General features: G+C 73.0%; 16 protein-coding genes and 1 riboswitch. Of the genes, 9 read left to right on the plus strand and 7 right to left on the minus strand.

Going from position 1 to position 18,750, the window contains the following annotated elements:
* Positions 1–90: 90 nt before the first annotated feature.
* Positions 91–221: riboswitch (FMN riboswitch) on the minus strand.
* 298 nt (positions 222–519) lie between these two features.
* Together ACPU2J_RS06350 and ACPU2J_RS06355 are read left to right on the plus strand one after the other, a co-directional pair.
* Positions 520–2,883 (plus strand): chitinase C-terminal domain-containing protein, encoded by a 2,364-nt coding sequence (locus tag ACPU2J_RS06350; protein ID WP_420081400.1) that lies wholly within the window; start codon positions 520–522, stop codon positions 2,881–2,883.
* 158 nt (positions 2,884–3,041) lie between these two features.
* Complete coding sequence (locus ACPU2J_RS06355; protein ID WP_420081399.1) at positions 3,042–3,791, plus strand: SDR family oxidoreductase; 750 nt, start codon at positions 3,042–3,044, stop codon at positions 3,789–3,791.
* Between the two features lie 45 nt (positions 3,792–3,836).
* Here ACPU2J_RS06355 and ACPU2J_RS06360 read toward each other — a convergent pair whose 3' ends face one another.
* The gene (locus tag ACPU2J_RS06360) at positions 3,837–4,427 is read right to left on the minus strand and encodes a hypothetical protein (RefSeq protein ID WP_423832933.1); all 591 of its coding nucleotides are present in this window, start codon (positions 4,425–4,427) and stop codon (positions 3,837–3,839) included.
* A gap of 34 nt (positions 4,428–4,461) precedes the next feature.
* Positions 4,462–5,619 (minus strand): ROK family transcriptional regulator, encoded by a 1,158-nt coding sequence (locus ACPU2J_RS06365; RefSeq protein ID WP_420081397.1) that lies wholly within the window; start codon positions 5,617–5,619, stop codon positions 4,462–4,464.
* A 74-nt stretch (positions 5,620–5,693) separates the two neighbouring features.
* On the opposite strand from ACPU2J_RS06365, the gene ACPU2J_RS06370 reads away from it, so the two are divergent.
* The 5 genes from ACPU2J_RS06370 to ACPU2J_RS06390 all read left to right on the plus strand — a co-directional run bounded on the left by ACPU2J_RS06370 (position 5,694) and on the right by ACPU2J_RS06390 (position 10,378).
* A complete protein-coding gene (locus ACPU2J_RS06370; RefSeq protein WP_423832934.1) occupies positions 5,694–6,932 on the plus strand; it encodes an MFS transporter in 1,239 nt (412 codons plus the stop codon).
* A gap of 89 nt (positions 6,933–7,021) precedes the next feature.
* Positions 7,022–8,428, plus strand: a complete 1,407-nt coding sequence (locus ACPU2J_RS06375) for a uracil-xanthine permease family protein (protein ID WP_420081395.1) — start codon at positions 7,022–7,024, stop codon at positions 8,426–8,428.
* A gap of 76 nt (positions 8,429–8,504) precedes the next feature.
* The gene (locus tag ACPU2J_RS06380; protein ID WP_423832935.1) at positions 8,505–9,146 is read left to right on the plus strand and encodes a DUF5995 family protein; all 642 of its coding nucleotides are present in this window, start codon (positions 8,505–8,507) and stop codon (positions 9,144–9,146) included.
* A gap of 45 nt (positions 9,147–9,191) precedes the next feature.
* Positions 9,192–9,818: a hypothetical protein gene (locus ACPU2J_RS06385; protein ID WP_423832936.1), complete on the plus strand. Its 627-nt coding sequence runs from the start codon at positions 9,192–9,194 to the stop codon at positions 9,816–9,818.
* A complete protein-coding gene (locus ACPU2J_RS06390) occupies positions 9,815–10,378 on the plus strand; it encodes a hypothetical protein (protein WP_423832937.1) in 564 nt (187 codons plus the stop codon). Before ACPU2J_RS06385 ends, ACPU2J_RS06390 begins: the two co-directional genes overlap by 4 nt.
* Before the next feature lie 120 nt (positions 10,379–10,498).
* Here ACPU2J_RS06390 and ACPU2J_RS06395 read toward each other — a convergent pair whose 3' ends face one another.
* From ACPU2J_RS06395 to ACPU2J_RS06415, 5 genes are all read right to left on the minus strand, one after another.
* Entirely contained in the window at positions 10,499–12,196 is a 1,698-nt protein-coding gene (locus ACPU2J_RS06395) for a flavin monoamine oxidase family protein (RefSeq protein ID WP_365493304.1), read from the minus strand.
* A gap of 80 nt (positions 12,197–12,276) precedes the next feature.
* Positions 12,277–13,077 carry a carbon-nitrogen hydrolase family protein gene (locus ACPU2J_RS06400; protein WP_365078687.1) on the minus strand — a complete coding sequence of 267 codons (801 nt, stop codon included), beginning with the start codon at positions 13,075–13,077 and terminating at the stop codon, positions 12,277–12,279.
* A gap of 161 nt (positions 13,078–13,238) precedes the next feature.
* Complete coding sequence (locus tag ACPU2J_RS06405) at positions 13,239–13,976, minus strand: SAM-dependent methyltransferase (RefSeq protein WP_365078684.1); 738 nt, start codon at positions 13,974–13,976, stop codon at positions 13,239–13,241.
* A gap of 61 nt (positions 13,977–14,037) precedes the next feature.
* The gene (locus tag ACPU2J_RS06410) at positions 14,038–14,493 is read right to left on the minus strand and encodes an Lrp/AsnC family transcriptional regulator (protein WP_361593776.1); all 456 of its coding nucleotides are present in this window, start codon (positions 14,491–14,493) and stop codon (positions 14,038–14,040) included.
* Positions 14,494–14,503: 10 nt separating this feature from the next.
* The gene (locus ACPU2J_RS06415; protein ID WP_365078681.1) at positions 14,504–15,979 is read right to left on the minus strand and encodes an amino acid transporter; all 1,476 of its coding nucleotides are present in this window, start codon (positions 15,977–15,979) and stop codon (positions 14,504–14,506) included.
* Positions 15,980–16,455: 476 nt separating this feature from the next.
* On the opposite strand from ACPU2J_RS06415, the gene ACPU2J_RS06420 reads away from it, so the two are divergent.
* Together ACPU2J_RS06420 and ACPU2J_RS06425 are read left to right on the plus strand one after the other, a co-directional pair.
* Positions 16,456–17,481 (plus strand): GDSL-type esterase/lipase family protein, encoded by a 1,026-nt coding sequence (locus tag ACPU2J_RS06420; RefSeq protein ID WP_361593772.1) that lies wholly within the window; start codon positions 16,456–16,458, stop codon positions 17,479–17,481.
* Positions 17,482–17,599: 118 nt separating this feature from the next.
* Positions 17,600–18,616, plus strand: coding sequence for an SCO0930 family lipoprotein (locus ACPU2J_RS06425; protein WP_399313927.1), 1,017 nt, complete (start codon positions 17,600–17,602; stop codon positions 18,614–18,616).
* The last annotated feature ends 134 nt before the right edge of the window (positions 18,617–18,750 follow it).

Below are 18,750 nucleotides of genomic sequence, written 5' to 3' on the forward strand. Positions count from 1 at the left end.
GACGCCGAGGCCGGAAAACGGCTCGACCTGGCACACCCCGCAGGGGTGCGCCGACGAACCGCCGACGGCGGCGTACCGGTCACTGGCCCGCCGCGCACTGCCTCCCATCCGGACTTTAACCGTCGGTCCAGGAATCTCACCTGGTCAACCGGCCGCTGGCTGCGGACGGGTCGCGGACTATAACCGCCGGTTCGGAATTACACCGACCCCGGAGTGCGCTGCTACTGGTACTCCAGCCAGTTTGCCACGGCCGATCGACCGCCATGCGGGTGATGCGGTGTGGCCTGGCTCACAGGGAGTGTCCGGAGGGTGACGCGCGAGTCGGACCGCACGAAGTGGACCCATGGTTGGTCCAGACCTATTGACGGGTTGGTCTAGTCCTCTTAACGTTCCCTTCATCTTCCCGGGAACAGCCCGTCAGATGTGCGCACGTCACGGGCCAACGAGCTTCCGCACCAGTCACGTTGCTCCACTTTGTGTCCACTTGTGTCCTGCATCCTCCCCTCCCCAGGAGGCACAATGCTGTCCCCCACACGTACGAGAGCGATGCTGCTGGCATCCGGCGCCGCGATCGCCGGACTGCTGGTCGGCGGTCTCTCGGCGGGCGTCTCGCACGCGGCAGACAACGAGAGCTGTCGCCCCGACGGCCTCTACAAGACGGCCGGGGTCGACGTCCCGTACTGCTCGGTCTACGACACCGAGGGCCGCGAGAAGATGGGCGCCGACCACCAGCGCCGCGTCATCGGCTACTTCACCGGCTGGCGAACCGGCAAGAACGGCCAGCCGTCCTACCTCGTCAACAACATCCCGTGGGACAAGATCACCCACATCAACTACGCGTTCGCGCACGTCGGCAGCGACAACAAGATCTCGGTCGGCGCCGACGGCCCGACGAACGAGGCCACCGGCATGACCTGGCCGGGCGTCGCCGGGGCCGAGATGGACCCCTCGCTCCCCTACAAGGGCCACTTCAACCTGCTGACGAAGTACAAGAAGCAGCATCCCGACGTGAAGACCCTGATCTCCGTCGGAGGCTGGGCCGAGACCGGCGGCTACTTCGGCGCGGACGGCAAGCGCGTGGCCTCCGGCGGCTTCTACAGCATGGCCACCAACGCGGACGGCTCCGTCAACCAGGCGGGCATCGACACCTTCGCCCAGTCCTCGGTCGACTTCGTCCGCAAGTACGGGTTCAACGGCGTCGACATCGACTACGAGTACCCGACCACGATGAAGGACGCCGGCAACCCGCTGGACTGGCAGATCGCCAACGCCCGCCGGGCCGGACTGGTCAAGGGCTACGACGCCCTCATGAAGAGCCTGCGCCAGAAGCTGGACGCGGCCGGCGCCGCCGACGGCAAGCACTACATGCTGACCGTCGCCGCTCCGTCCTCCGGCTACCTGCTGCGCGGCATGGAGACGTTCCAGATGCAGCAGTACCTGGACTACGTCAACATCATGTCCTACGACCTGCACGGCGCATGGAACGAGTACGTCGGCCCGAACGCCTCGCTCTTCGACGACGGCAAGGACGGCGAGCTCGCCGCCGCCGGCGTCTACGGCTCCCAGCAGTACGGCGGCATCGGCTACCTCAACACCGACTGGGCGTACCACTACTTCCGCGGCTCCATGCCGGCCGGCCGGATCAACATCGGCCTGCCCTACTACACCCGCGGCCACAAGAACGTCCAGGGCGGCACCGACGGCCTGTGGGGCAAGGCGGCGGCCACCAGCTGCCCGGCCGGCTCCGGGCTGACCAAGTGCGGTGACGGCGCGGTCGGCATCGACAACCTGTGGCACGACAAGGACGACAACGGCAACGAGTCCCCCGCGGGCTCCAACCCGATGTGGCACGCCAAGAACCTGGAGAAGGGGATCGTCGGCGACTACGTCTCGCAGTACGGCTTCCCCGCGAACACCTCACTGACCGGCACCTACGCCCGCAAGTACGACTCGACCCTGGTCGCGCCGTGGCTGTGGAACGCGCAGAAGAAGGTCTTCCTCTCCACCGAGGACGAGCAGTCGGTGGCCGCCAAGGCCGACTACGTGGTCGACCGCGGCATCGGCGGCACCATGGTCTGGGAGATGGCCGGCGACTACGGCTGGAACGCGGCCAAGGGCCAGTACGAGATGGGCTCCACCCTCACCTCGCTGATGTACGACAAGTTCAAGGCCGCTTCCCCGTACGGCGCGAAGAAGGCGGGCACCACCGTGCCGCCGGCCCAGGCGGTCGACATCAAGACCGAGTTCACCGAGTTCAAGCTCGGCGACTCGAACTACCCGATCACCCCGAAGATCAAGATCACGAACAACACCAGGACGGCGCTGCCGGGCGGCACCGAGTTCCAGTTCGACTACTCGACCTCGGCCCCGAACAACGCCTCCGACCAGTCCGGCTTCGGCACGAAGGTCATCAGCAGCGGCCACACCGGCACCAACGTGGGCGGACTGAAGGGCGACTTCCACCGGGTGTCGCTGAAGCTCCCGGCCTGGCAGTCCCTGGCCCCCGGCGCCTCCGTCGACCTGGCCTTCAACTACTACCTGCCGGTGTCCACCCCCTCCAACTGGACGGTGAACATCTCCGGCACGACGTACGCGCTCGCCGGTGACCTGGCGCGCGGCACCACGGTCGGCGAGCCGGGCGGCGGCAGCACCCCGCCCACGACGCCGCCGACCACGCCTCCCACCACTCCCCCGACGACCCCGCCGACCACCCCTCCGGGTGGTACGTGCACCAACCCGGCGTACACCGCGGGCACGGTCTACAACAGCGGCAACCTCGTCTCCCACAAGGGCCGCAACTGGCGGGCCCAGTGGTGGACGCAGAACGAGGAGCCCGGCACCACCGGCGAATGGGGTGTCTGGAAGGACCTGGGAGCCTGCTGACCGGCGGCTCCGCCAGGTGAACGCGAGGCAGGACCCGGTGGCCCGGCGGCCACCGGGTCCTCTGCCGTACGGCGGCGGACGCCCTCCGGCCCGGGGCCTGCCGCCCGGGGCCTTCCGGGAGGATCGGGTGGAGACGGTCCCCGGCGGAAGGAAGATCCATGAGCGGCATCGTCGTCACGGGCGGCACCGGCACCCTCGGCACACCCCTCGTCGCCCGGCTGCGGGACCTCGGGCACGAGGTCCGCGTGCTGAGCCGGCACTCCCCCGACCACCCGGTCGACCTGCGGGACGGCCGCGGCCTGGACGCGGCCCTGGCCGGCGCGGAGGTGGTCGTGCACTGCGCCAGTGACGCGCGGGGCGGCGGCAGGGGCGACGAGGCGGCCGCGGGCCGCCTGATCGACGCGGCCCGGCGGGCGGGGACCGTCACCAACATCGTCTACATCTCGATCGTCGGCGTGGACGTGGTGCCGCTCGGCTACTACCGCCGCAAGCTCGCGGTCGAGCGGATGCTGGAGGCGTCCGGGCTCGGCGTCACGGTCCTGCGGACGACGCAGTTCCACGACCTGGTGGCCACGATCGTGGGCACCCTGGCCGGACTGCCGGTCGTACTCGTCCCGAAGGGGGTACGGGTCCAGCCGGTCGCCGTCGGCGAGGTCGCGGACCGGCTGGCGGAGCTGGCCGTGCCCGCCCCCTCGGGCCGGGTGCCGGACCTGGGCGGCCCGGAGATCCGCAGCCTGGCGGAGCTGGCCCGCGCCTACCTGGCGGCCACCGGCGGACGCCGCCGGGTGCTGGCCGTCCCCCTGGCGGGCAGGACGTACGCGAGCCTGCGCCGGGGCGGCAACCTGGCACCGTCGCACGCGGTCGGACGGGGCACCTTCGCCGCGTACCTGCGGGAACGGGACGTCTGAGAGCCGGACGCGGCGGGTCCGCCCGGCACCCGGGCGTCCGGCCGCTCAGGACCCGGACGCCGGCCCCGCCGCCAGGGCGCGGCGGGCGACCGCCCGCAGCGCGGCGCGGCGGATCAGCCCGCCGAAGGGCCGGGCCAGCAGGTACCAGTACGGGGCGAACACCCGCCGGGTGCGCGGGTCGACGGCGACGACGCGGGTCTCGGTGTGCAGCAGGGCGCCGCGCGAGTGCGGGGTGACCCGGAGGTTGACGGCCGCCCTGAGGTGGCCGGGGGTGCGGAAGGAGTGGAACTCCTCGGGCCCCGCGAGGCGGACGAAGGGGGCCGCGGGCTTCCACCACTGGCCCGCGGCACCGGACACGGTCTCCCGGCCCGGCAGTTCGGCGAGCGGTACGAAGGTGCCGGCCATCGCCTCGCGCAGGGTCCTCGGCGCGCTCCGGGGCCGGGGAGCAGGCCGGGGCCCGCCGCGGCGGCGCGCCAGGCCCGGCAGGGTGCGGACGGCCATCAGGATCCGGGCGACGGGGACGTCCCCGGCTTCCAGGGCCTGCGCGGCCTCCCACACGGTCTGCGGCGGGGCGGGCACGACGAGGGTGTGCACCTCGCGGAAGTCCCAGCGCCCCAACACCTCGTCGATCAGCACCCGTTCCCCTCCCGGCGGTCGTGCCGCGACCTTCTCACACGGGGCCGGACCGCCCGGGGGCGGGTGGCCCGAAGAGCACCTCCTGGGCGGCGTCGCGGGCGGCGAGGCGGGCGCCGGACAGGACCGCGGGGTCGCCGAGCCCGGTGGCCCGTACGGCGGTCGGGACGGGCGTGAGTTCCGCCAGGCGGCGGGCCACCCGGTCGGCGAGGGCCGGACCGCCCGCGAGGCCCAGTCCGCCGCCGAGGATGACGCAGCCCGGGTCGAGGACGGCGGTGACGGCGGCGGCGCCGAGGGCCAGGCGTTCGGCGAGCTCGTCGAGGAACGCCGCGCCGGCCGCGCCGGCCACCGCCGCCTCCGGGGCTCCCGTGAAGCCGTGGCGGGCGGCCAGCGCGGCGACCGCGCCCCGGCCGGCCAGGGCGTGGAACCCGCCGTCGCAGCCGGTGGCCGAGGGCAGCCCCGAGGTGCCCGGCACCGGCAGGAAGCCGATCTCGCCAGCGCCGCCGGAGGCGCCGCGCCGGAGCCTGCCGTCCAGGACCACCGCGGCGCCGACGCCCGCGCCCAACCAGAGCAGCACGAAGGATTCGAGGTCGCGGGCGGCGCCGAGGCGCTGCTCCGCCACGGCCGCGAGGTTGGTCTCGTTCTCGACGAGCACCCGGGCCGGCAGTTCCCGCTGGAGCAGGGCGACCAGGTCGCGGTGCCAGGCCGGGAGGCCGCTGGTGTCGCGGAGTTCGCCGGTGGCGGGCGCGACCAGGCCGGGGGCTCCGACGACCACGGTGTGCAGCGCGTCCGCCCCGGCCTCGCGGGCCGTGCGCCGCAGGACCGCGACCGCGTCGCGCGGCGCGTCGACGGGCAGGGCGGCCTCGGCGAGGGGCCGGCCGAGCAGGTCGGTGACCACCATGGTCGCGCTGTCGGTGCGGACGTCGAGGGCGGCGAGGTGGGCGCGGTGGGCGACGATCCCGTACAGCTTGGCGTTGGGGCCGCGGCGCTGTTCCCCGGACTCCCCGACGATCTCGATCAGGCCGGCGGAGGCCAGCCGCTCGACGAGGTCGGCGACGGAGGGCCGGGACAGGCCGGTCAGCGCCTTGAGCCGGCTCGCCGTCAGGGGGCCTTCCTCCTGGAGGAGGTTGAGGGCCAGCCGGTCGTTGATGGCCCGGGCCGTGCTCGGGGAGGCGGGCGAGAGGGCTGAGGTCACGCGCTCATCCTAGGGAGTGACGGGGCGAACATACGTCTTATCTATCAGGCAGGGTTCCTGATAGTTTAAGGCGCATGATCGGGGACCCCCACTTCAGCCCGGCGCGACTGCGCCGTGCCCGCATCGCCATCGCCGCCGTCTTCTGCGTCCACGGCGCCGTCACCGGCTCCTTCGCCACCCGCATCCCCTGGATCCAGGACCACGCCGGACTCGGTGCGGGCACCCTGGGACTCGCCCTCGCCGCCCCCGCCGTGGGCGCCGCGCTCGCGATGCCGCTGGCCGGGCGGATCAACCACCGCTTCGGCGCCCGCCCGGCCCTGCGCGGACTGCTCGCCCTCTGGACCCTCTCCCTGGTCCTGCCGAGCCTCGCCCCCAACCTCCCGGCCCTGTGCCTGGTCCTCTTCGTGTACGGGGCCACCGCGGGCATGTCCGACGTGGCCATGAACGCCCTGGGCGTGGAGACCGAGAACAGGCTCGGCCGTTCGATCATGTCCTCGCTGCACGGCATGTGGAGCGTGGGCGCCCTCCTGGGGTCGGCCGCCGGTACGGTCGCCGCCCACACCGGGGTCGACGCCCGGCTGCACCACCTCGTCGCCGCGCTGGTGCTGACCGCGGCCGGCCTGGTCGCCGTACAGGGGGTGCTGGACCTGCGCAGCGCAGACGAGGCGCCGGCGCCGCCGCACTTCGCGATGCCGCCGAAGTCGGCGCTGCTCATCGGCGCCGTCGGCTTCTGCGCGGTGTTCGCCGAGGGGGCGAGCCTCGACTGGTCCGCGGTCTATCTGCGGGACGTCCTGGACACGGACGCCGGCCTGGCGGCCGCCTCCACCACGGCGTTCGCGCTCACCATGGCGGTCGCCCGGCTCGTCGGCGACCGCGTCGTGGACCGCTTCGGGCCCGTGCGCACCGTCCGCGCGGGCGGGGTGCTGGCCACCCTGGGCGGGCTGCTCGTCGTGGGGGTCCGCCATCCGGCCGCCGCGCTGGCCGGGTTCGGGCTGATCGGGCTCGGCATCGCGGTGGTGGTCCCGCTGGCCTTCGCCGCCGCTGGCCGCAGCGGACCGGCCCCGGCACAGGCCATCGCGGGGGTCGCGACGATCACCTACACGTCCGGGCTGATCGCTCCGTCGGCGATCGGCGCGGTGGCCGACGCCACCTCGCTGGTGGTGTCCTTCGCCCTGGTGACCCTGCTGGCCTCCGCGCTGGTCGTCGGCGCCTCGGTGCTGGGCCGCAAGCCCCCGGTGGGGCAGTCTGGGGGCGGGATCACCGGGCAGGCCGGGCCGGCCGGCCGGGACGAACCCGCCGATATACGGCCGTAATATGTCGACTGGCCGCAGCGGCACCCGTACGCTGCGGCCTCGACGTGTGCGCGGCAGGAGCCGCGATCCCCGGAGAACAGGAGTGGAACATGGGCCTCGGCGTGGGCTGGACCCTGCACGGAGACGGGCGGACCCCCGCCCCCGGCGCGGTGGTCCGCCCGGAGGAGCGGCTGTCGTGGCCGCGGACCGCCGGGCTGGGGGCCCAGCACGTCGTGGCCATGTTCGGCGCGAGTTTCGTCGCCCCGGTCCTGATGGGCCTGGACCCGAACCTGGCCATCATGATGTCCGGTGTCGCGACGGCGATCTTCCTGCTGGCGACGCGCGGCCGGGTCCCCTCCTACCTCGGCTGTTCGCTGGCGTTCGTCGGCGTCGCGGCGGCGATCCGGGCGTCGGGCGGGGACAGCGCGGTGGTCACCGGCGCGGTGTTCGTCGTGGGCGCGGCGCTGTTCCTCGCGGGACTGGCCGTCCAGCGGTTCGGGTCCCGGATCATCCACGCGGCGATGCCGCCCGTGGTGACGGGCGCCGTGGTGATGCTGATCGGCTTCAACCTGGCTCCGGTCACCGCGACCACCTACTTCCCGCAGGACCAGTGGACGGCCCTGCTGACCATGGCGTTCACCGGCTTCGCGGTGGTCTGCCTGCGCGGCTTCTGGTCGCGCATCGCGATCTTCCTGGGCCTGCTGTTCGGGTACGCGGTCTCCTGGCTCTTCGACCGGGTCTTCGGCATGATCCACTCCCCCGCGGGCGGCGCCGAGGCGGTGGACCACTGGCGGCTGGACCTCTCCGGGGTCGGCGAGGCCGACTGGATCGGGCTGCCGTCCTTCCACGCGCCCGCCTTCGAGTGGTCCGCCATCCTGATCGCCCTGCCCGTGGTGATCGCACTCATTGCCGAGAACACCGGCCACATCAAGGCCGTCGGGGAGATGACGGGGGACCCCCTGGACGACAAGCTGGGCACGGCCATCGCCGCGGACGGCGCCGCGTCCATGCTGTCCACCGCCGTCGGCGGCCCGCCGAACACCACCTACTCCGAGAACATCGGCGTGATGGCCGCCACCCGGGTCTACTCCACGGCGGCCTACTGGGCGGCCGCCGCCTTCGCCCTGCTCTTCGGGCTCTGCCCCAAGTTCGGCGCGGTCGTCGCCGCCATCCCCGGCGGGGTGCTGGGCGGCATCACGGTCATCCTCTACGGGATGATCGGCCTGCTCGGCGCCCAGATCTGGATCAACGGCGGGGTGGACCTGCGCAATCCGCTGAACCTGGTCCCGGCCGCCGCGGGCATCATCATCGGCGTCGGCGGGGTGACCCTGAAGATCACCGACAGCTTCGAACTCGGCGGCATCGCCCTGGGCACCATCGTGGTGATCGTCGGCTACCACGCGCTGCGGCGGTTCGCACCGGCGCACCTGAAGACGCAGGAGCCCCTGCTCGACGCGGGCACCTCCGCCTACGACGACACCGCGGACCGCGGGGAGGACGAGGACAAGCCCCGTTGACGCCGTTTCGCCCGAACCGGGGAAGGTGACGGCCAAGTTCCCCGGATCGGCGCCGGCGCCTGCGACTGTTCCTCCCATGGAAGCGGTGCTGGCGCGGATGCGCGCCCTGGACGAGCGGCTCCCGCCACAGGACGGTGTCGCCGTCTTCAACCGGGTCTACCTGACGGTCACGGAGACCCTGAACCGGGGCATCGAGACCGGTGGGTTCCCCGCTCCGCGGCGGGCCGAGACGCTCGGCGTGCGCTTCGCCGAGCGCTATCTGACGGCCGTCGAGGCCGACCGGGCCCCGGCCTGCTGGCGCCCCCTGCTGCAGTACCGGCGCCATCCCGGCATCCGCCCGCTGCAGCACGCGCTCGCGGGCATCAACGCCCACATCGGCCACGACCTGGCGCTCGCGGTGGTCTCCACCTGCCGCTCCCTGGAGTGCGAACCGGGCGCGCTGGAGGCGGACTTCGACCGGGTCGGCGACACGCTGGTCGCCCTGGAGGAGCACATCCGGGAGGACCTGATGCCGGGCCCGGACCTGCTGGAGGTCGCCGACCCGCTGACCCACCTGGTCGGCTCCTGGAGCCTGGAGCGGGCCCGGGCCGGCGCCTGGGCGGCGGCCCGCCTGCTGTGGACGCTGCGCCGCACCCCCGAACTGGCCGAGGAGTTCCGCGAGTCCCTCGACGCGGGCGTGGGTCTGGTCGGCCGCTGCCTGCTGGTCCCCACGGGCTGACACCCGGGCGGCCCCGTCCCGCGTCCGGACCGTAGGCTCGCGCGGGTGACCAGCTTCGCCACGCACCGGCTCCGGGTACACGACACGGCCCGCCCGGCCCACCGCCGCCTGTCGGCGCTGCGCACCTGCCTGACGCAGTTCGCCCCGTACGGCTTCCGTGCGACCTACGACCACCTGTGCCGCAGCGCCGGCGTACCGGTCCGGCTGGAGGAGGACCCCGGGGCACTGGTCTGGGCGGTGGAGGAGCTCCACGCCGCGCGGGAGATCTGGCGGGCGGAGCAGGCCGCCTGGGAGGCCCGTCGGCGCGTGCAGAAGGGCGAGGGCCGCCGCACCCCGGATCCGCCGCAGCCGACGCGCCTGCTGTCGTGCCCCGATCCCGAGTTCCACCCGGCCGGACCGCTGCCCGCCCTGATGCCCCGGATCATGCGCGCCCGCACGGACCGCCCGGCGGTGTCCTGTCCCCTGTGCGAGGCGGACCACGGAACGGTCGAGCGGCACGACGGGTACCGCTTCCACCGCACGTGCGCACGGTGCGGGGTGGGCCTCGGGCCACTGCCCGGACGCCTCCCGGCCGGGGCGGCCGCCGAACGGGAGGCCCGCTGGCGCGCGGTCTGGAACAGGACGGCCCGGACCGGGGAGCCGTCGGCGACGACGGACGGAGCGCGGCCGTGACGACATGGCTCCTGGACGGCGGGCCGGTCGCCGCGGACGCCCCGGTCAGCCGGACCGGCGGTGTGCCGCTGGCTCCCGTCGGCACGGTCTGGCCGGTGTGCCGCGCGTGCGCCGGGCCGCTGCAGTTCCTCGCGCAGCTGGTGCTCGACGCGGGCGTGCTGGCCCTGTTCATGTGCGCGCACCGGCCCGGCGGGTGCGAGCAGTGGAGCCCCTCGGCCGGAGGGAACCTGGCCCTGCTGCTGCCCGCCGGGGGCCTGGTGCCCGTACCGGTCCCGCGCGGCGCGGATCCGGAGGTGCTGGGGCTGGGCGCCGCACGGGCGGCCCTGGCGGCCCTCGCGGTGCCGGCCGGGCGGGCGGTGCTGGGCGTGCTCGGCGGGGAGCCCGCCTGGCTGCAGTACGACGAGACCCCCGGCTGCCCCGGGTGCGCCCGGCCCATGGAGTTCGCGGCGGGCCTGGAGGAGGGGCTGGCCCCGGTCACGTCCATGAACTTCGGCTCGGGGCGGGGCTACGCCCACGTCTGCCGCGGGTGCGGGCGGGCGGCGTTCCTCTGGCAGTGCTGAGCACCCGGCGGCGGACGGCGCGGCCCCGGGGCCGGGAGGTCCGGGCGGACATGAGGACGGGCCGCCGGCCCGCGTGCTGACGGCGCGGGGCGGCGGCCCGTGATCAGGGGGCCGGGAGGATCAGTCCTCCGGGAGCTCGACCGGGGCGATCTCGTCGTAGACGTCGCCCGGGCCCGGGTTGGTGGAGTCCGTGGACCCGCCGAGGTGGTGCATGACGCCCCAGACGGCGTTCAGGGCGGTCTGGACCGCACCCTCGGCCCAGCCGGCCGTCCAGGAGATGTCGTCGCCCGCGAGGAAGATGCCGCGCTTGTCCTCGGGGAGGCGGTCCTGCATGAAGTGCGTGTACAGGCGGCGCTGGTAGCGGTAGTGGCCGGGGAGGTTGGCCTTGAACGCGCCCATGAAGTAGGGCTCGTCCTCCCAGGACACGGTGACCGGGTTGCCGATGATGTGCCGGCGGATGTCGACGTTGGGGTAGATCTCGCCGAGGGACTTCAGCATGACCTCCATCCGCTCGTTCGCGGACAGCGGCAGCCACTTCAGGCTGTCGTCGCACCAGGTGTAGGACAGGCAGATGACGGCCGGCTTGTCGGGGCCGTTGTCCAGCAGGTACGTGCCGCGGGTCATGCGGTCGGTCAGGGTCATCGACATGACGTCGCGGCCGGTCGCCTCGTCCTTGTCCAGCCAGAACGGCCGGTCGACGGGGACGAACAGCTTCGACGACTCCATGTAGTGGGTGCGCTCGATCGCCGTCCAGTGGTCGATCGGGAACAGCGTGTCGTCACACTCGATCTTCGACAGCAGCATCCAGGACTGGGCCGTGAAGATCGCGGCGCGGTACGTGCGGATGTCGCCGGAGGAGTCGGTGACCGTGATGCGGTTGCCCGCCGTGCGGTGCAGCCGGGTCACGGCCGGACGCGGGGTGCCGCCGTGCAGGGAGGACAGCGAGGTGCCCTGCGCCCAGTGCACGATCTTCTCGGGCTCGCGCTCCCACAGGCGCAGCGGCAGCTGCTGGGAGCCGCCGACGATGCCGCGGTGGTGGTCGTCGGCCTCGGTGTAGACGACGCGCAGGATCTCCAGGATGGAGTTCGGGAAGTCGGTGTCCCAGCCGCCGGTGCCGAAGCCGACCTGGCCGAAGATCTCGCGCTTGCGGAAGGACTTGAACGCCTCCGACTTGCACAGGAAGCCGTAGAAGGTCTCGTCGTCGAGCTTCTCGACGAGCTTGGCCCAGATCTCGCGGATGCGCGGGACGTCCCGCTCGCGCATCGCGGTGTTCATGTCGGAGAAGTCGGCGCCCTCGTCGAGGCAGGCGTTCCAGGCCTCGGCGACGTCGCGGTAGATCTGCGGGAGGTCGGCGATGGTCTCGGCGTAGTGGCTCTCGCCCTTGAGGTCGACGACCGTGGAGGGGGTGGCCTCGGCGAGCGGGTTGGGGAAGGGCTCGGTGACCAGGCCGACCAGGTCGATGTAGTGCTGCAGGGCCGTGGAGGAGGGCGGGAAGCGCATGGCGCCCATCTCGGCGGTGAGGCCCTCGGTCTCCGCGCCCTCGAAGCCGACGGTGCGCAGGCGGCCGCCGATCTGGTCGGCCTCGTAGACGACGGGCTTGAGGCCCATCTTCATGAGCTCGTAGGCCGAGACGATGCCGGAGAGTCCGCCGCCGATGACGGCGACCTCGGTGCCGAGCTCGGTCGCGGGTATCTGCCCGAGGCCGGCCGGGTGGGCGAGGAAGTCGTCGTAGGCGTAGGGGAAGTCCGGACCGAACATGGTGATCGGCGGCTGGCCGTCGCTGTGCGGAACGGCGGTCGTGGGCACCGTGGACGTCATGGGTCGGACTCCTTGCGGGCAGGGCTCGGGGGTGGAGCGGTGGAGGCGGGGGGAGGGCCGTGCGGGGGGGCGGGCCGGGGTCAGACGAGGGAGGCGTAGAGCCCCGGGCGGCGGTCGCGCAGGTAGGGGTTGTTCTCGCGCGAGGCGCCGAGCAGCGCGGGGTCGACCTCGCCGAACACCATCTCCTCGCCGCGGCCGGCGCGGGTGCGGGTGGTGCCGTCGGGGCTGGCGAGGCAGCTGAGGCCGACGAACTCGAACTCGCCCTCGGGGCCGGTGCGGTTGACGTACGCGACGTACATCTGGTTCTCGAAGGCCCGCACGGGGACGACGTGCTCGGCGACGAACTGGAAGGGGTGCATCTGCGCGGTCGGCACGAGGAGGAGGTCGGTGCCGGCCAGGGCGTGGGAGCGGACGTTCTCGGGGAACTCCACGTCGTAGCAGATCATGATGCCGATGCGGATGCCGTCGAGCTCGGCCTGGACGACGGGGGTGTCGCCGGGGGTGAAGGCGTCCTGCTCGAAGCAGCCGAAGAGGTGGGTCTTGCGGTAGTTCGCGAGGGAGCTGCCGTCGCGGCCGATGAGCTGGGCGGAGTTGTAGACCGTCTCGCCGTCGCGCTCGGGGTAGCCGTAGAGGACGGCGAGGCCGTGGCGGCGGGCGATGTCGGCGATGGCCCGGGCGGAGTCGCCGTCGCGGGGCTCCGCGTAGCCGGGGACGGCGTCCAGGTCGAGGGCGTAGCCGGTGAGGAACATCTCCGAGGTGACCAGCAGCCCGGCCCCGCCCTGCGCGGCACGCTCGGCGGCCTCGTCGAGCGCCTTGAGGTTCTCGGCGACGTCGCCGAGCCGTCCGGAGCTCTGGAGGAGGGCGGTGCGCAGCGTGGGCATGTACGTACCTCTGTGGCAGGTGGGGTGGGTGCGGTCCTCTAAACGGTACGTTTCGCCCTCCCGACGCAACAAGGCGCCGATGTTGCGCGCTGCCGTGCGATTCGTTGCGCCTTGACGGCCCTTTACGGCGATTCGTTGCGTGACATGCGCGGGCCTGCGCTTCAGGCCGTGGTGCGGCGCAGCAGGAGGGTGGCGAATCCCCAGGTGGCGCGGTATCCGCCGAGCCATTCGGCGCGGTGGGCGGTGGCCGTGGCGAGGGCTTCGGCGCTGTCCGGGTGGTCGGGATGGTCCAGGGCCCATGCGGCCAGGGATCCGGTCCAGGACCACTCGTAGTCGTCGCGTTCCTCGCGGGTGCTGAGGTGACCGTACACCGGGGTCCAGCCGGCCGCTGTGACCTGGTCGACGGTGGTGGGCAGGTCGGCGAGGGGGCCGATGGTGTCGAGGTCGCCGGGGGTGGGCGGGTGCTCCCAGTAGCCCTCGCCGAGGAGGACGTGGCCGCCGGGGGCGAGGTGGGCGCGCAGGGCGTCGAGGGTGGGCAGGAGCCCGCCGAAGGCGTGGGTCGCGCCGATGCTGAGGACGAGGTCGTAGGGGTGCGGGGCGGTGTGGTCGGCGGCGGGCTGCCGGTGCAGGGTGAGCCGGTCGGAGAGGCCGAGTGCCCGTGCGGTGCTCGCGGCGCGGTCGAGGGCGGTCGCGGAGACGTCGACGCCGACGCCGCGGGTGCCGGGGCGGTCGCGCAGGGCCCGCAGCAGCCATTCGCCGGGGCCGCAGCCGAGGTCGAGGACGCGTTCGGTGCCGCGGGGCAGGGCGCGGTCCAGGAGCCGGGCGACGGCGGTGTCGGAGAGCGGGGCGGCGACGGGGTGGTGGGCGTGGGCGAGGTGCGAGATCAGTTCACGGTTCACCCGGACACCTTCCCGGGTGTGCCGCGGGCCCGGCACCTGGTTTTGCCCGCGGCCGGGTGGTTCACGCCGGTGCGCCGGAGGTGAAGCGGCGCAGGAGCGGGGAGAGGACGAGGACGGACTTGGTGCGTTCCACGAAGGGCTCGCCCGCGATGCGTTCCAGGACCCGTTCGAAGTGCCGCATGTCCGAGGCGAAGACCTGGACGAGGGCGTCCGCGTCGCCGGTGACGGTAGACGCGGACACCACCTCGGGGTAGCGCTCCAGTCCCCGCCGGATGTCGTCCGGCGAGGTGTTGTGCCGACAGTAGATCTCGATGAAGCCCTCGGTCTCCCAGCCCAGCGCCGCCGGGTCCACCCGGACGGTGAAGCCGGTGATGGCGCCCTCGGCCCGGAGCCGGTCCACCCGCCGCTTGACGGCGGGGGCGGACAGGCCGACCTCGGAGCCGATGTCCGCGTAGGAGCGGCGGGCGTCCTCGGCGAGGGCGTGCACGATGCGTTCGTCGAGATCGTTCAGTCGCACGGGGGGTGGGTCACTTCTCTGTCGGTACCTCGGCCGCGGCCACCGCCAGGGTGGAGCGGCGCATTCCGTAGAGGAAGTAGATCACGACTCCGACGGCCATCCAGACACCGAACGCGACCCAGGTCGCCACCGGCAGGCTGTACATCATGTAGCCGCAGGCGATGAAGCCGAGGATGGGGGTGACGGGGAACAGCGCCACCTTGAAGGTGCGCGGCATGTCGGGCTTGGTGCGGCGCAGGATCACCACGGCGATGTTGACCAGGGCGAAGGCGAAGAGCGTGCCGATGCTGGTGGCGTTGGCCAGCTCGCCCAGGGGGACGAAGGCGGCGAGGGCGCCGCAGAAGAGGGAGACGATGACCACGTTGGCGCGCGGGGCGCCGGTCTTGGGGTCGACCTTGGCGAAGACCTTGGGGACGAGGCCGTCGCGGGACATCGCGAAGAGGATGCGGGTCTGGCCGTAGAGGACGGCGAAGACGACGGAGGCGATGGCCACGACGGCGCCGGCGGCGAGGACGACGCCCCAGAAGGTTCCGCCGGTGACCTCGGTCATGATCTGGGCGAGCGCGGCCTCGGTGCCCTCGAAGTCCTGCCACGGCATGGCGCCGACGGCGACGAAGGCGACGAGGCAGTAGAGGACGGTGACGATGCCGAGCGACAGCATGATCGCGCGCGGCAGGTCCTTCTTGGGGTTCTTGGCCTCTTCACCGGCGGTGGAGGCGGCGTCGAAGCCGATGTAGGAGAAGAAGAGGGTGGAGGCGGCGGCGCTGATGCCGGCGACGCCGAGCGGGGCGAGCGGGGTGTAGTTGCCGGCCTTGATGCCCATGACGCCGATGCCGATGAAGAGCAGCAGCGTGATGACCTTGACGACGACCATGACCGTGTTGATCCGGGCGCTCTCCTTGGCGCCGCGCATCAGGAAGACCATGGCGAGCAGGACGACGACCAGCGAGGGCAGGTTGATCCAGCCACCGTCGCCGAGCGGGGCGGCGGAGAGCTTCTCGGGGAGGGTGATGCCGATCGTGCCGTCGAGGAGCTCGTTGAGGTACTGGCCCCAGCCCACGGCCACGGCCGAGACGGAGACGGCGTACTCCAGGACCAGGCACCAGCCGCAGACCCAGGCGATGAACTCGCCCATCGTGGCGTACGAGTACGAGTACGAGGAGCCCGAGACCGGGACGGAGCCGGCCAGCTCCGCGTAGGACAGCGCCGAGAACAGGGCGGTGAGGCCCGCGATGACGAAGGAGATCGTGACGGCCGGGCCCGCCTTGGGGGCCGCCTCGCCGAGGACGACGAAGATGCCGGTGCCCAGGGTGGCGCCGATGCTGATCATCGTCAGCTGCCACATGGTGAGCGAGCGGCGCAGGACGCCGCCCTCTCCCTGGCCGCCCTCGGAGACCAGCTGATCGACGGGCTTGCGGCGCAGCAACGGGTTCACAGGCTTGCGCGGCTCCTGCTGGAGCGGGGGCGCCTGACCGTGATCGAGCACGAGGGACTCCTTCTGACACTGCGGTTGGGGACGAAAGGCGTCGACCGCAGCGGTCCTGAGCAGGAGCAGGCAGAAGTCTGCCTGGGCATGGGGGACCGCCGAGCAGGCGGTCCGCGCCACTCCACGTACAGCGAGTGAGCCTACGAGCTGAGTGATACCGCCCGTAATGCACCATCCTTGCACATTGGCGCACGATCATTGCGCGGATCTGTCCGAGATGGTCCTTTGTTGCGTACGGATGATCGATCGCTGCGCAGGCCGTCCTCGACCGCCTTTCTTGACACTTCATCAGATCTGCCGCAGCGTGCCGCCGTGGACCCGGCCCGCGCGACATCGGCGCCCCCGGCCGGGGTGCGAACGGCTCCCCGCGGGGTACGGGTGAACCCGTCGTCTCGCAGGTGACGAGGTGGGCACACGGACGAGGGGGGCGCCCGGCGCGCGGCGGCCCCCCGCCCGACGAACGGAGGCGAGGACGCATGAGCGCACCGGCACACGACGAGACCCGGCCCGGCACCTGGCAGGACCCGCGGCCCTTCCTGCGCGGCGTCGCCTGGCTGGACCGGGGCCGCCCGGTGCGCGCCGACCCGGCGGACACCATGCGGCTGCCCTGGGACACCGGCGAGCGGTCGACCCTGCCCATCGGGGTCCGCCTCGAATTCACCACCGAGACCGCCCGCGCCGTGGAGATCCGCTACCGCGCCACCGTGCCGGGGCCCACCGACGCCCTGCGCGACCTCGCCCACGGCTTCGCCCTCTGGGACCGCCACGGCGTGGTGACCGAGGTGTACACCGAACCTGCCGCGGAAGCCGTCGTACGCATCGAACTCGGCGGCGGACACGGCCCGTTCACCGTCCACCCGCCGGAGAACCAGTCTCCGCTCGTACTCGGCCTGCGCGGCATCGGCGGGGAGCTCTCCCCGGCGCCGCCCGCACCGCGCTGGGTGGTGCACGGGGACTCCATCACCGAGGGCTGGTGGTCCACCCGGCCCGCCCACGGCTGGCCGGCCGTCGCCGGCCGGGCGCTCGGCTGGGACACGGTCAACATCGGCTACGCGGGCGCCGCACGCGGCGAGCTCGCCACCGCCGAGCAGCTCGCGGGCCTGCCCGCCGACGTCCTCACCCTCGCCTTCGGCACGAACTGCTGGTCCCGGGTGCCCTTCTCCGCGCCGCTGCTCTACGAGACCACCCGCGCCTTCCTCGACCTGGTCCGCCAGGGCCACCCGAGGACGCCGATGCTGCTGGTCTCCCCCGTCCTGAGACCCGACGCGGAACGCACCCCGAACAAGCTCGGCGCCACCCTGGGCGCCCTGCGCGACGCGATGGAGCGCGCCGCCCGGGACCGGATCTCCGCCGGGGACGACCGGTTGGCCGTACTCCCCGGCCGTGACCTGCTCGGACCCGAGCACCTGGCGGACGGCCTGCACCCCGACGACAGCGGACACCAGGTGCTCGGCCTCGCTGTGGTCACGGCCCTGCGGCGGGCCGGGTTCGACGCGGGGTGAGTGAAAGAGCCCACAGCGATCCGGCTGAACAGATCCGGGCCCCGGTGGCGTGTCCTGAGCACAGTTGCCGCCGCTCCGGTGGCGGCCACGCGAGACATCACACGTGGGAGAGATCAAGATGGGCATCAAGCGGGGAACCACTCTGGCCGCGGCCGCGATCACCGTCGTCCTCACGGCGACGGCCTGCGGCACGACGGACTACAAGGCCGGCGACAACGCCCAGCCCGCCGCGGCCGCGGCCGCGCAGCCCGCCTACCCGGCCGCCGACGAGGGCGGGGCGGCCAAGCCCGCCGGTCAGCTGGCGATCGCCCCCAACGACCAGCTCGGCAAGATCGTCACCGACAGCGCCGGCCTCACCCTCTACCGCTTCGACAAGGACGCCAACAAGCCGCCGAAGTCCAACTGCGAGGGCGACTGCGCGAAGACCTGGCCGGTGGTCGCCGCGGGCGACGCCACCGCCGCCGAGGGCATGGACCCGGCCGTCCTGGGCGAGGTGGAGCGCAGCGACGGCAGCAAGCAGCTGACGATCGGCGGCTGGCCCGCCTACCGCTACGCCAAGGACACCAAGGCGGGCGACGTCAACGGGCAGGGTGTCGGCGGTACCTGGTTCGCGCTGGCGCCGGACGGCAAGAAGGCGGCCAAGGACGCGGGCGGCGAGGCCGGCGCGGGCAAGCCGGAGGGCGGCGCCGAAGCGGGCGCGGGCAAGGCGGACGGCGGCTACGGAGCCGGTGCGGGCGCGGCGGAGGGCGGCTACGGGGCCGGTGCGGGCGAGGCGGCCCCCGGCCTGTCCGTGGCCAAGGACCCCAAGCTCGGCGAGCACATCGTCGACGGCAAGGGCATGACGGTCTACCGGTTCAAGCCCGACACCCAGTGGCCGATGGTCTCCAAGTGCGTCGGCGACTGCCTGCAGAAGTGGCCGGTCGTCCCCCCGGTGGACAAGGCCAACGCCAAGGGCATCATCGAGCGGAACTACCGGGTCATGGACCGCCCCGACGGCAAGAAGCAGCAGTCCGTCGACTGCTGGCCCCTCTACACCTTCGCCGGGGACAAGAAGCCCGGCGACATCAACGGGCAGGGCGTGGGCGGCACCTGGTACGCCGTGTCCCCCGACGGCAAGCTGATCACCGTCAAGTAGCCGCCCGTCCCGCCCTCCCCCGGCACCCGCCGTGTCCCCGCACCCCCCACCACGGTTCGCGCGGCCCCCGCCCTCCCTCCCCCCGGGGCGGGGGCCGCGCCCGTCGCCGCCGCGCGGGCCGACCGGACGGGACT

It is taken from the genome of Streptomyces manipurensis (assembly GCF_049570255.1).
In the GTDB taxonomy this organism is placed as follows: domain Bacteria; phylum Actinomycetota; class Actinomycetes; order Streptomycetales; family Streptomycetaceae; genus Streptomyces; species Streptomyces manipurensis.

Bases quoted from the DNA above. Each gene is read 5' to 3' on its own strand.
- ACPU2J_RS06355 (WP_420081399.1), top strand. From the start codon at position 3,042: ATGAGCGGCATCGTCGTCACGGGCGGCACCGGCACCCTCGGCACACCC.
- ACPU2J_RS06425 (WP_399313927.1), top strand. From the start codon at position 17,600: ATGGGCATCAAGCGGGGAACCACTCTGGCCGCGGCCGCGATCACCGTC.
- ACPU2J_RS06420 (WP_361593772.1), top strand. From the start codon at position 16,456: ATGAGCGCACCGGCACACGACGAGACCCGGCCCGGCACCTGGCAGGAC.
- ACPU2J_RS06400 (WP_365078687.1), bottom strand. From the start codon at position 13,077: ATGCCCACGCTGCGCACCGCCCTCCTCCAGAGCTCCGGACGGCTCGGC.
- ACPU2J_RS06395 (WP_365493304.1), bottom strand. From the start codon at position 12,196: ATGACGTCCACGGTGCCCACGACCGCCGTTCCGCACAGCGACGGCCAG.
- ACPU2J_RS06375 (WP_420081395.1), top strand. From the start codon at position 7,022: ATGGGCCTCGGCGTGGGCTGGACCCTGCACGGAGACGGGCGGACCCCC.
- ACPU2J_RS06370 (WP_423832934.1), top strand. From the start codon at position 5,694: ATGATCGGGGACCCCCACTTCAGCCCGGCGCGACTGCGCCGTGCCCGC.
- ACPU2J_RS06380 (WP_423832935.1), top strand. From the start codon at position 8,505: ATGGAAGCGGTGCTGGCGCGGATGCGCGCCCTGGACGAGCGGCTCCCG.
- ACPU2J_RS06350 (WP_420081400.1), top strand. From the start codon at position 520: ATGCTGTCCCCCACACGTACGAGAGCGATGCTGCTGGCATCCGGCGCC.